This window comes from Stenotrophomonas sp. Steno-C18 (genome assembly GCF_056393195.1).
Genome location: NZ_JBWJOX010000004.1, coordinates 221435 through 233805 on the forward strand (window position 1 = coordinate 221435; position 12371 = coordinate 233805).

General features: G+C 67.0%; 12 protein-coding genes. 4 read left to right on the forward strand and 8 right to left on the reverse strand.

The genetic code is table 11. The features are described from left to right. Positions 1-85 precede the first annotated feature (85 nt). The 4 genes from AC06FE_RS10385 to AC06FE_RS10400 all read left to right on the forward strand — a co-directional run bounded on the left by AC06FE_RS10385 (position 86) and on the right by AC06FE_RS10400 (position 4514). Positions 86-1228 (forward strand): ABC transporter ATP-binding protein, encoded by a 1143-nt coding sequence (locus AC06FE_RS10385; protein ID WP_192286297.1) that lies wholly within the window; start codon positions 86-88, stop codon positions 1226-1228. After that, positions 1225-2151, forward strand: coding sequence for an ABC transporter permease subunit (locus AC06FE_RS10390; protein ID WP_192286296.1), 927 nt, complete (start codon positions 1225-1227; stop codon positions 2149-2151). Before AC06FE_RS10385 ends, AC06FE_RS10390 begins: the two co-directional genes overlap by 4 nt. Next, positions 2148-2993 carry an ABC transporter permease subunit gene (locus tag AC06FE_RS10395; RefSeq protein ID WP_192286295.1) on the forward strand — a complete coding sequence of 282 codons (846 nt, stop codon included), beginning with the start codon at positions 2148-2150 and terminating at the stop codon, positions 2991-2993. The genes AC06FE_RS10390 and AC06FE_RS10395 overlap by 4 nt, the downstream gene beginning before the upstream one ends. 153 nt (positions 2994-3146) lie before the next feature. After that, complete coding sequence (locus tag AC06FE_RS10400; protein WP_478072993.1) at positions 3147-4514, forward strand: NAD-dependent succinate-semialdehyde dehydrogenase; 1368 nt, start codon at positions 3147-3149, stop codon at positions 4512-4514. 107 nt (positions 4515-4621) lie between these two features. Here the strand turns inward: AC06FE_RS10400 and AC06FE_RS10405 are convergent, their stop codons facing one another. The 8 genes from AC06FE_RS10405 to AC06FE_RS10440 all read right to left on the reverse strand — a co-directional run bounded on the left by AC06FE_RS10405 (position 4622) and on the right by AC06FE_RS10440 (position 12351). Further along, complete coding sequence (locus AC06FE_RS10405) at positions 4622-5914, reverse strand: M24 family metallopeptidase (protein ID WP_192286293.1); 1293 nt, start codon at positions 5912-5914, stop codon at positions 4622-4624. Positions 5915-5961: 47 nt separating this feature from the next. Then, positions 5962-6981 (reverse strand): magnesium and cobalt transport protein CorA, encoded by a 1020-nt coding sequence (locus AC06FE_RS10410; RefSeq protein WP_192286292.1) that lies wholly within the window; start codon positions 6979-6981, stop codon positions 5962-5964. Between the two features lie 6 nt (positions 6982-6987). Beyond that, on the reverse strand, positions 6988-8220 hold the full coding sequence (locus AC06FE_RS10415; RefSeq protein WP_478072994.1) for a lipoprotein N-acyltransferase Lnb domain-containing protein: 1233 nt from the start codon (positions 8218-8220) through the stop codon (positions 6988-6990). Next, entirely contained in the window at positions 8217-9095 is an 879-nt protein-coding gene (locus AC06FE_RS10420) for an HlyC/CorC family transporter (protein WP_132864482.1), read from the reverse strand. The genes AC06FE_RS10415 and AC06FE_RS10420 overlap by 4 nt, the downstream gene beginning before the upstream one ends. 73 nt (positions 9096-9168) lie before the next feature. Beyond that, positions 9169-9777: a hypothetical protein gene (locus AC06FE_RS10425; RefSeq protein WP_132864481.1), complete on the reverse strand. Its 609-nt coding sequence runs from the start codon at positions 9775-9777 to the stop codon at positions 9169-9171. Between the two features lie 123 nt (positions 9778-9900). Continuing rightward, positions 9901-10386 (reverse strand): rRNA maturation RNase YbeY, encoded by a 486-nt coding sequence (gene ybeY / locus AC06FE_RS10430; RefSeq protein ID WP_478072995.1) that lies wholly within the window; start codon positions 10384-10386, stop codon positions 9901-9903. Positions 10387-10443: 57 nt separating this feature from the next. After that, positions 10444-11328, reverse strand: coding sequence for a hypothetical protein (locus AC06FE_RS10435; RefSeq protein WP_478072996.1), 885 nt, complete (start codon positions 11326-11328; stop codon positions 10444-10446). 39 nt (positions 11329-11367) lie between these two features. Further along, a complete protein-coding gene (locus tag AC06FE_RS10440) occupies positions 11368-12351 on the reverse strand; it encodes a PhoH family protein (RefSeq protein WP_478072997.1) in 984 nt (327 codons plus the stop codon). Between the last annotated feature and the right edge of the window lie 20 nt (positions 12352-12371).

A 12371-nucleotide genomic window follows, 5' to 3' on the forward strand; every position in this document is an offset into this window, starting at 1 on the left:
CAATCGCCACACCCGGCGGTGTCGCCTGCAAAACCCGGGGGCTACACTACGCGCGTTTTCCACCTGCCCGCTCCCGGAGCCCCACATGCCCGTTGATGCCAAGCCCGACATCAGGAACGATGCCATCGCCCTGAACAGCGAGCCCGGCTACCTGTCCATCCGCGACCTGCGCAAGGAATTCGATGGCTTCGTCGCCGTCGATGACGTCAACCTGGACGTGCGCAAGGGCGAGATCTTCGCGTTGCTGGGGGGCTCGGGCAGTGGCAAGTCGACCCTGTTGCGCTGCCTGGCCGGCTTCGAGACCCCGACCAAGGGCAGCATCCTGCTCGACGGCCAGCCGATCACCGCGCTGCCGCCGTACGAGCGGCCGATCAACATGATGTTCCAGTCCTATGCGCTGTTCCCACACATGACGGTGGAGCAGAACATCGCTTTCGGCCTGAAGCAGGACGGCATGGCCAAGGACGCGATCACCCGCCGCGTCGGCGAGATGCTGGAGCTCGTGCAGCTGGAAAAGCTCGGCAAGCGCAAGCCGCACCAGCTCTCCGGCGGCCAGCAGCAACGCGTGGCGCTGGCCCGTTCGCTGGCCAAGGGGCCCAAGCTGTTGCTGCTGGACGAGCCGATGGGCGCGCTGGACAAGAAGCTGCGCTCGAAGATGCAGCTGGAGCTGGTCAACATCATCGAGCAGCTGGGCGTGACCTGCGTGATGGTCACCCATGACCAGGAAGAAGCGATGACCATGGCCACCCGCATCGCGGTGATGGACCAGGGCTGGATCCAGCAGATCGGCAAGCCCGACGACATCTACGAGCAGCCGGCCAACCGCTTCGTGGCCAGCTTCATCGGCTCGGTGAACCTGTTCGAAGGCGTCATCGACGAGGACCTGCCCGAGTATGTCACCGTGCGCACGGCCGATTTCCCGGCGCCGATCTACGTCGGCCATGGCATCACCGGGTATGAAGGCCAGCCGGTCGCCTTCGCGCTGCGCCCGGAGAAGGTGCACATCGCCAAGGACGAACCCGAGGGCGAGACCAACAAGGCGTTCGGGGTGGTCGAGGACATCGCCTATTTCGGCAGCCACTCGGTCTACCACGTGCGCCTGCCCAGCGGCGCCAAGATCCTCTCCAACTTCGCCAACATGAAGCGCTGGGACAGCGACGGCATCACCTGGAACGATGAAGTCTGGGTGTCCTGGGACGACAACGACGGCGTGGTGCTGACCTCATGAGCCAGACGGACAAGAACGCGGCCGGTTGGCGGCGCTGGGTGCCTGGCGTGCGCGCCAGCGTGATCGGCGTGCCGTACCTGTGGCTGTTGCTGTTCTTCGCGATCCCGTTCCTGATCGTGCTGAAGATCTCCTTCTCGAAGATGGCCGTGGCGATGCCGCCCTACACGGCGATCGTCGAGTACGTGGACAACGCGTTCAACGTCAACCTCAACCTGGGCAACTACACGGCGCTGTTCACCGACAGCCAGTACGTGCTGGCCTACCTGAGCTCGATCAAGATCGCGCTGATCTCCACCGTGCTGACGTTGCTGATCGGCTACCCGATGGCCTACGTGATCTCGCGGATGTCGCCGTCGGCGCGCAACATCGCGATGATGCTGGTGGTGTTGCCGTCGTGGACCTCGTTCCTGATCCGCGTCTATGCCTGGATCGGCATCCTCGACAGCAACGGCATCCTCAATCGCTGGCTGATGGCGGCCGGGCTGATCGACACCCCGCTGCAGATCCTCAACACGCCGCTGGCCGCCTACATCGGCATCGTCTACTGCTACCTGCCGTTCATGGTGCTGCCGCTGTACACCAACCTGGTCAAGCTCGACCACCGCCTGCTGGAGGCCGCCTACGACCTGGGCGCCAAGCCATGGCAGGCCTTCCTGAAGATCACCTTGCCGCTGTCGCGCAACGGCATCGTCGCCGGCTTCATGCTGGTGATGATCCCGGCGGTGGGCGAGTTCGTGATCCCGGAAATGCTCGGCGGCCCGGGCACGCTGATGATCGGCCGCGTGTTGTGGAGCGAGTTCTTCACCAACCGCGACTGGCCGCTGGCCTCGGCGGTGGCAGTGGTGATGCTGGTGCTGCTGCTGATCCCGATCCTGATCTTCAACCGTTCCCAGCAGCGTGAGCTGGAAGGGAAGCTGGCATGAGCATGGCGCGGCGCAATTCGTGGTGGGGCTGGCTGGCGCTGCTGTTCGGCTTTGGCTTCCTGTACCTGCCGATCCTGCTGGTGATCATCTACTCGTTCAATTCCTCGCGCCTGGCGACGGTGTGGGTGAGTTTCTCCTTCAGCGCCTACAGCCAGCTGTTCAACGACCGGCAGCTGCTCGACGCGGCGTGGTTGAGCCTGAAGATCGCCTTCTGGACCGCCACCGCGTCCATGGTGGTCGGCACGATGGCGGCGATGGCGATGACCCGCTTCAAGCGCTTCCCGACCAAGACGGTGTTCGGGGCGCTGGTCACCGCGCCGCTGGTGATGCCGGAGGTGATCATCGGCCTGTCGATCCTGCTGATGCTGGTGTCGATGGGCGGGCTGTTCGGCCTGCCGTCGAAGGGCCAGGTGGCGATCTGGATCGCGCATGTCACCTTCACCCTGTCGTTCGTGACGGTGGTGGTCTCCTCGCGCCTGCAGGAGATGGACCGCTCGCTGGAAGAAGCAGCGATGGACCTGGGCGCGAACCGGGTGAAGGTGTTCTTCCTGATCACCTTGCCGATCATCGCCCCGGCCTTGCTGTCCGGCTGGCTGCTGGCCTTCACGCTGTCGCTGGATGACGTGGTGATCGCCAGCTTCATGGCCGGCCCGAGTTCGACCACCTTGCCGATGAAAGTGTTCTCCTCGGTGCGCATGGGCGTGAGCCCGAAGATCAACGCGCTGGCCACGGTGATGGTGCTGGCGGTGTCGACGGTGGCCTTCATCGGTTGGTGGATCTCCGCCCGCACCGAGAAGCGGCGCCAGCGCGACCGGCAGCTGGCGCTGCAGGAAAACGGTTGATCGCCAGGCAGCGGCAACGCCGGGCCACGCCCGGCGGGCTTCACCGCTGAAACCCCGGTCGAGCACGACACCGCGCCGCCGGTTCGTGCTTTACCTGCCGGCAACACCTGCGGCGTTACCCTTGCTGCATTCGTTGAATGCAGGTGTGACGCCATGGCTTCGTATCAAACCGTGAACCCCTTCAACGGCCGCGCCGAACGTACGGTCGAACTGATGGCCGCCGCGGCCATCGAGCAACGCCTCGCGGCCGCCGATGCCGCGTTCCCGGCCTGGTCCGCACTGACGCTGGCGCAGCGCGGTGCGTACCTGCGCAACGTCGCCGCGGGCCTGCGTGCGCGACGGGAGAACATCCAGCGCACCATGAGCGTGGAAATGGGCAAGCTGCGGCGCGAGGCGCTGGCCGAGATCGAGAAGAGCGCGGCCGCCTGCGAGTACTACGCCGACCACGCCGCCGACTACCTCACGCCGCAGGCGATCACCACCGAGGCCCGGCGCAGCTATGTCACCTACCAGCCGATCGGCTGCGTGCTGGCGGTGATGCCGTGGAACTTCCCGATCTGGCAGGTGATCCGTTTCCTGGCGCCGGCCCTGATGGCGGGCAACGTGGCCCTGCTCAAGCACGCCAGCAATGTTCCCGGTTGCGCCGATGCGCTGCGTGGCGTGGTGGTTGCCGCCGGCATCCCGGACGGCGTGTTCGACGTGCTGCACATCGACAACGACCAGGCTGCCGACGTCCTGCGCGACCGCCGGGTGAAAGCGGTCACCTTGACCGGCAGCGAGCGGGCGGGGCGCTCGATTGCCGCCAACGCCGGCGACCAGTTGAAGAAATGCGTGATGGAGCTGGGCGGCAGCGATGCCTTCGTGGTGCTCGAGGACGCGGATCTGGACGTGGCCGTCGCGGCGGCGGTGAAGTCGCGCTTCGACAACGCCGGCCAGACCTGCATCGCCGCCAAGCGCTTCGTGCTGGTGGACGCGATCGCCGATGCATTCGTGCAGCGTTTCGTCGAGGCGGCCAGGGCACGCGTGTATGGCGACCCGCAGGACGAGGCCACCACGCTGGCGCCGATGGCGCGGGCCGACCTGCGCGATGAACTGCATCGGCAGGTGCAGGAGTCGGTGGCGCTGGGTGCGACGTTGCGGCTGGGCGGCGAACCGATTGCCGACAGCTGCGCAGGGTATGCCGCGTCGATCCTGGACAACGTCGGTCCGGGCATGCCGGCCTACGCGCAGGAGCTGTTCGGCCCGGTGGCGGCGATTCTGAGGGTCAAGGATGAAGCCGAAGCGGTGCGCGTGGCCAATGACACCTGTTTCGGGTTGGGGGGCAGTGTGTGGACGCGCGACGTGGCGCGCGGCGAGCAGGTTGCCTTGCAGCTGCAATGCGGTGCGGCATTCGTCAATTCGGTCGTGAAGAGCGACGCGCGGCTACCCTTCGGCGGCACCAAGCGCTCGGGCTTTGGCCGCGAACTGGCCGACCACGGCATCCATGAGTTCATGAACATCAAGACGGTCTACGTGGCCTGACCTGCTTCGCCCCCCCTTTGGCCGTAGGCGAAGGGGAGGGTCGGGCAGGGGTGATCTTCGCCCTGGCGCAAGGACTTCCCGCGTCGCGACCGAAGTCGCGCCTGTGCTCAGCCGAACGGTTGATCGATCGACGGGCTCTGCGGCGTCATCAGGGCGGCACCGTCCTCGGTGACGTACAGGATGTCCTCCAGGCGCACGCCGAACTGGTCGGGGAGGTAGATGCCGGGTTCGTCGCTGAAGGTCATGCCCGGCTCCAGCACGTGCTGGTTGCCGCGCACCAGGTAATCCCACTCATGCATGTCCAGGCCGATGCCATGGCCAAGGCGATGGCTGAAGTAGCGGAAGTCCGGCCCATAGCCGGCATCGCTGATCACCTTGCGCGCGGCGCCGTCCACCGCCGACATGGTCACCCCCGGGCGCGCCACCTTCAGCGCGGCGGTCTGCGCCTGCAGCACGATGTCGAAGATGCGGCGGATCTCGTCGCTGGGCTGGCCCAGCACCACGGTGCGGGTCATGTCGCTGGTGTAGCCATCGGCACGGCAGCCTCCGTCGAAGATGATGGGCGTGCCTTCGACCAGGTGCTGCGGCTTGTCCGAGCCGTGCGGCGAGGCGGTGTACTTGCCGATGTTCACGTCGGCATCGCCCCTCAACCCGGTGCGGGCATAGGCCATCGCCACCAGGCCGCTGATGTCCTGCTCGGTCATGCCGGGTTGCAGGGCCTTCCACACCGCCTCGTACACGGCCAGCGTGTTGGCGTTGGCCAGCTTCATCAGTGCCAGTTCGGCCGGGCTCTTGACCCGGCGGCAGCCGGCGCTGACCGGCCAGGCGTCGACCACCCGCGCCTGCGGCAGCGCGTCCATGATGCCCTTGGCGCGGAAGAACGGCACCGTCTCCTCCATGCCGATGACGCCGGTGGCGTGGCCCATGTCGCGGACCACCCTGGCGACCAGCGCATACGGGTCTTCGTCTTCCTGCCAGCCGCGCACGTCGTTGCCGAGCTTGATCTGCTCCAGCGTGCGGCCGCGCTCGAACTCGGGCGTGACGTAGACCAGCTCGCCCGAGCGCGGCAGCAGCACGCCGGTCAGCCGTTCGCTGTTCCACCAATGCATGCCGGTGAAGTAGGTCAGCGAGCTGCCGGCACCGATGAACAGCACGTCGATGCCGTGCTGTCCCATCAGTTGCTGGGCGCGCGCCACGCGCGCCATGCGCTCGTCATTGCCGATCGGCACCACCTGCGCGGCGACCGGCTTCAGGGCGCGGATCGACGCCGGCAGGTCGCTGTCACCGGCCGCAGGCGCGGCCTGCGCCATCTGCGACAGCGGCAACGCCGCCGCGCCGACGGCCAGTGAGTTGCGCAGGAAATGACGGCGCGTGCCGTTGAAGGCGGATGGGTTTGCCATGGAGTTCCCCTCGAAGTCCGGATGCAGGAAGCGCGCGACCGGCGGCGTCAAAGCCAGCCGGAGCGCTTGAACAGGCGATACAGCACCACGCACACCGCGCCCACGCCGATCATCAGCAGCGGATAGGCGAAGCGGCCGGCGAGCTCGGGCATGTGGGTGAAGTTCATGCCGTACCAGCTGGTGACCAGCGTGGGCGCGGCCAGCAGGGCCGCCCAGGCACCCAGCTGTTTGACGGTCTCGCCCTGTGCCAGCGTGACCAGCGAGAGGTTCACGCTCAACGCCGTGCCCAGCATCTCGCGCAGGGTGTCGATGGCGTCGTTGACGCGCGCGGCATGGTCCTGCACATCGCGCAGGTACAGCCGCACTTCCTCGTTGACCAGTTGCGCCTGGTTGCGCTGCAGCTGCGCCAGGGCGTCCTGTAGTGGTGCCACCGCCAGCCGCATCTTGTTGAGTTCGCGCTTGAGCTCGTACAGGCGGATCACCGTGCGCCGCTTGTAGGTCTCGGCGAAGATATCCTTCTCCAGCGTGTCCAGGGTGTCGCGGAAGCTGTCGGTGATCGGCAGGTAGTTGTCCACCACCGCATCCAGCACCGCGTACAGGCAGAAGGACGGGCCCATCGACAGCAGCCCGCGTTCGCGCTCCAGCCGCGCCCGCACCGGTGCATACGACAGCGAGGCGCCATGGCGCACGGTCAGCAGGAAGCGCGGCCCGAGGAAGGCATGGGTCTCGCCGTAGCGGATGCGCTCGTCCACCACCTGCGCGGTGTGGACCACCACGAACAGCGAGTTGCCATAGGTTTCGATCTTGGGCCGCTGGTGCGCCTTGCGCGTGTCCTCGATGGCCAGCGGGTGCAGGTTGAATTCCTCCTGCACCTTGTCCAGCACGGCATCGCTGGGCTCGTACAGGCCCACCCAGACGAAGCCCTTGCTGTCTTCCTGGAGGACGTCGCTGATGCTGTCCAGGTCGATGGCGCGCAACGCGCCATCTTCGCCATACCAGGTGCAGTTGATGACACAGGCCGGATTGGCCGGTGCCGGAGATGTGATGACCGGTTCCATGCCGGCCATCGTGCCTCAGCGCGCCGGGGCCGCCAAGCGTTGTGGACGCAACACCCAAGCCAACGCCAGGTGCACCGGCAGCAGCAACACGATCCACTGCACGTTGTACTGCGCCTGCAGCGACAGCCAGTGCACCGGCAGGGCGAGCGCGGCGATGCCGGCCACCAGCCACAGCAGCAGGGTGAACCCGCGCCCCGGGCGACGTCCGCGCAGCAGCATCCAGGCGCCGGGAAGCAGCGCCAGCGCCAGCGGGTTGAGCAGGAACAGGTTGCGGTTGGCCCACGCGGCATGGTGCTCGCTGAAGCCCCACAGGTAGGTCAGCAATCCGCCGGCGACGGCGCAGAACAGCCAGAACGGCAGCGCGAAGCCGGCCACCAGGCGCGGGCGGCGACGCGCGGCCAGGAGCAGCGTCGCCACTGCCAGCCCGGTCAGCAGCCACGGCCACCAGCGGCGGACCTGCTCCTTGGGTTCGGCGGCCAGGCGCTGCGGAAACAGCGCGTGTTCCTCCAGCACCAGCGGGCGGCCTTCGCTGTTGCGGGCCTCGCGCAGGCTGTCGGCCAGGCGCATCGGCACGAACGCTTCCTCCCAGCGCGACAGCGGCACGTCCGCGCTCGGGCCCAGGCCCAGGTCGAAGCCCAGCCACATCCACGGCGCCGGCGAGGCCAGCCGCACCGACTCGCTGCGGTAGGTGTTGCCGCGCGAACGTCCGGCCAGCTGTGATTTCAAGCCGCCGTTCATGGCCTGGTCCAGGGTGTCGCGGACCATCGTGGCGCAGTTGGCGGTGTAGTAGTCGTAGCGGTAGCGCGCGTTCTCGGGCCTGGCGCGCTCGACCAGGCCGGCCGCCAGCGCGCGGGCCTGGTCCGCTGGCAGGTCCAGCCACTGGATGCTGGCGCCGCGACCGACCTGCTGGTACTGCGACAGGTCTTCTTCCAGCGGCAGTGCCACCAGGTAATACATCATGTGGCCGCGCACGAAGTTGCCGACGAAGTCCGCCTCGCCCGGGTCGAAGTAGCCGAAGTTGTACGAGGTGGCCTGGCCGGTGACCGGGTCGGCCACCACCAGTGCGTCGTGGCCGAAGCGCTCGAAGAAGATCTCGCCCGGTTGCATGGTCACCACGCCGATGCGGGGCACCGGCGGCGGCTCCGCTGCGGTGGTGCTGGCCTGTGCGCCGGCAGCGCCGGCGAACAGCAGCAGGAACAGCAACGCGAATGCGGCCGACAACCGCCGCGGCAACCGGAAGGTGATCAAGCGTCGTCCTGGTCTTCGGGGGGCAGGATGGTGACGTGGAAGGCCTGCACGCGGCGCGCATCGGCACGTGCCACGCGGAACACGAAACGCTCCAGGGTCAGCTCGTCGCCGGTTTCCGGCAGGTGGCCGATGGCTTCGGTGACCAGGCCGCCGATGGTGTCGTAATCGTCGTCGGAGAAGTCGGCGCCGAAGCGCTCGTTGAAATCGCCGATGGTGGTCAGCGCGTCCACCACGTAGCGGCCATCGGCGAGGATGGCGATCTGCGCGGTGTGGTCCTCGGTCTCGTCATGCTCGTCGTCGATCTGGCCGACGATCTGTTCCAGCACGTCCTCGATGGTGACCACGCCGGCCACGCCGCCGTACTCGTCGACCACGATGGCCATGTGGTTGCGCGAGAGCCGGAACTCCTTGAGCAGTACGTTGAGCTTCTTGGCCTCGGGGATCAGCACCGCCGGGCGCAGCAGCTCGCGGATGGTGGAATGGCTGTTGTCGGCGACCACGCCGCGCAGCAGGTCCTTGGCCAGCAGGATGCCAAGGATGTCGTCCTTGTTCTCGCCGTGCACGGGGAAGCGCGAATGTCCGGATTCGACCACCTGCTTCATCAGTTCGATGAAGGGTGAATCCACCGGCAGGGACACCATGTGCGAGCGCGGCACCATCACATCGCCCACGGTCAGCTCGGCCACCGAGATGGCGCCTTCCATCATGCGCAGGGTGTCTGCGGCGATCAGGCCGTCCTGCTGTGCGGTCTGCAGGATCGTCACCAGCTCGTCGCGGGTGTGGGGTTCGCTGGAGAAGGCCGAGCTCAGGCGCTCAAGCCAACTGCGTTTTTTCTCGCCCGGTTCAGGGCTGGTACTACTGTCGTCTTCAGACATCTCTTGGTTTGACGGCACCCGGCTCGCCGGGCGGTGCCGGCAAGTCTAGCAGAGGATGTTTACCGCTCCCGGCTCAGCCGGCCGGGGGCTGGCCCGGTGCCTGGACGTCGGGTTCGGCGGGCTTGGACGGCGCCGGGTCGGCCGGTGCCGGCGCGCCCGGGGCCTCGCCTTCGGCCGGGTGGTCCAGGCTGTAGGTGCAGCTGACCAGGGTCTTGCCCGGGTGCGACTTGACGTTGGACACGCCCAGCACCACCGACTCGATCAGCGCCTCGCCGGAGCGGGCATCGATGACGTCGCGGCTGACCAGTTCGCGGCCGGCCATGAACTTGTCCGGGGCGTCATAGCCGGTTTCCAGGTCCAGCGTCCTGGCCAGGTCGCGGGGTTCGGGCAGGTCGAGGATGGCCAGCACGGTGCCGCCGGCCATGGCGACATGGTCGACCTGGTGGCCAAACACGCGGATCGGCGTGTTCAGCATGTACTCGGCCATGAACAGGTTGCCTTGTGGCAGCGGTCGCCAGCCCAGTGCCACGGCCTTGAGCGGGTCGTTGACGATCGGTGCCAGCGCGGCGAACTCGCTGACGCTCTGCCGGCACTCGATCAGCGCGGCCAGGTCGATCGGCCCTTGGGCCCGGGCGGTGCCAGCGAAGGCGAGCAGCAGGGGCAGCAACGGAGTCAGGCGCACGGGTGTTCCGCAGGACGGGGGCTGTCAATGATAGCCACGCATGTCCGTTCCGGTGCAGCCCGGCCATGGGGTCACCCGCAGCCTGGCCGCGAAGTTGGCGATGTCAGCCGCCTCCTGGGCCGCTCAATGTTCGCCGGCGTAGGGGTCTTCGATGCCCAGTTCGGTCAGGATCTCGCGCTCGAGCTGTTCCATGGCCTCGGCTTCCTTGTCGTCCTCGTGGTCCCAGCCGAGCAGATGCAGCACGCCGTGCACGGTGAGGTGGGCGTAGTGGGCATTGAGCGCCTTGCCCTGTTCCTTGGCCTCGCGTGCCACCACCGGCGCGCAGATCACCAGGTCACCCAGCAGCGGGAACTTCACGCCCTTGGGCAGCCCTTCGGGCACCTCGGCGGGGAAGCTCAGCACGTTGGTGGCGTAGTCCTTGCCGCGGTAGTGGCGGTTCAACGACTTGCCTTCCTTGGCATCGACCACGCGGATGGCCAGGTCGGCTTCGCGGATGCGCCCCTTCAATGCGGCCGCCACCCATTTGCGAAAGCTGACCGCGGCCGGCAGTCCGGCGCGGGGGAGGGCGTAGCTGATGGCTACATCAAGGCGGGTAGGGCCCTTGGTCATGGCAGGTTCCGGCAATTCAGGCAGTACAGAGGGGCACAGTATCGCGCGCTGGAGGTTTCATCGCGACTTCCATTCCGCGGCGGTGAACGGAATCTCCACGACCGCACTGTCCGCACGGCGCGCCGGTATGCCGGCTTCCTCGGCCGAGCCATGGCAGTTGTAGCCCTTGTGCAGGCTGACCTGGGTAGCCAGCGCCAGTGCGCCCTGCTCCGGGCTGGCGTCGGGATCCAGGTAGATCGTGGCGTCCTTGCAGCCGCCGACGTTGGCCACCTGCAACGCCGGGATCAGGGTGCGCGCGGCCTGGTCCGTCAGGGCATCGAACTGTTCCTGGCGGATGCGCTCCTGCGCCGCGGAGGCACGCAGCTTGAAGTAGTACAGCTGCTTGTAGAACAGGTAGCCATTGGAATACATCGGCCAGTCGCGGGGCATCAGGTTCAGCTGCATCTGCAACCTGCGGCCGGTGACCTGCTCGGCCTGGGCGATGGCCTGGATCACCTGCGCATCGAGATCGTTGGCCGGGGTCTCGCTGCTGCGGGTACCGGCTGCGTCCAGCGGGAAGGGATCGTCGCGCAGTTCCTGCAGCCGCGAATAGGTGCCGTGCTCGGCGGCGTACTTCATGCTGGCGCGGAAGTCCCTGATGCCGCTGTCGATCGCCTCGGCCGGGCTCATGCGCCCGGCCGGGTAGACGTAGATGTCCACCCGGGTTTCCTGGTGGTCCTTCAGCGCGTAACGAAAGCCCGCGCCATCGAACTTCTGGCCGGGGTCGAAGCTGCTGCCCTGCAATTCGAAGTCGCCAACCTGTCTGGGGGCGATCAGGTAGCTGGTTTCAACGTAGGGGCGGACATCGGCCCGGGCATCCTTCTTCTCGCCGATGGCCGTGCCAGGCATGCAGATCACGACCAGCAGCGTGCAGGCGGACAAGAGGCGATACACGTTGGGCATCACACTTCCTTTGTGCAGGTGATGCCCGGAGTGTAAGGCTTACTCGGCGCCGGGTTTGACCTGCTGCAGGTCGCGCCGGTCGTAGGCGTTGACGATGCGCGCCACCAGCGGATGACGGACCACGTCGCGGGCCTCGAAGAAGGTGAAGCTGACGCCATCCACGTCGCGCAGCACCTCGATCGCATCGCGCAGGCCGGACTTCATGTGCTTGGGCAGGTCGGTCTGGGTCAGGTCGCCGGTGACCACCGCGGTCGAGCCGAAGCCCAGGCGGGTCAGGAACATCTTCATCTGCTCGATGGTGGTGTTCTGCGCCTCGTCCAGGATCACGAAGGCATCGTTGAGCGTGCGCCCGCGCATGTACGCCAGCGGCGCGATCTCGATGACGTTCTTCTCCAGCAGCTTGGCCACCTTCTCCACGCCGAGCATTTCGTACAGGGCGTCATAGAGCGGGCGCAGGTAGGGATCGACCTTCTGGGTCAGGTCGCCGGGCAGGAAGCCCAGCTTCTCGCCGGCCTCCACCGCCGGGCGCACCAGGATCAGGCGCTGCACGCGCGATTCATTCAAGGCTTCCACCGCCATCGCCACGGCCAGGAAGGTCTTGCCGGTACCGGCCGGGCCGATGCCGAAGTTGATGTCGTGGGTGGTGATCTGGTGCAGGTACTTGGCCTGGTTGGCACCGCGGCCGCGCACGGTGCCGCGCTTGACCTTGATCGCCACTTCCTGGGCTTCGTAGGCCTGATCGACCACCTGCTCGACGTTGGCCTGGTTCAGCCGCAGGTGGATGGCGTGGCTGTCGAACACGGTGTCGGCAGCCTCCGCGTAGAGGGCGTTGATCAGCTTCTCGGCCTCGGCGGGGGTCTTGCCGGGGCCGCTGACCCGGAACACATGGCCGCGGTTGGCGATCTGCACGCCGAGCTTGAGCTCGATCTGGCGCAGGTGCTCGTCGAACGGACCGGACAGGTTGGCCAGTCGTTCGTTGTCGATGGGGTCCAGGGTGAAGTCGCGATGGGTGATGGCAGTCATGGGCGATAGATGGTGGCGAT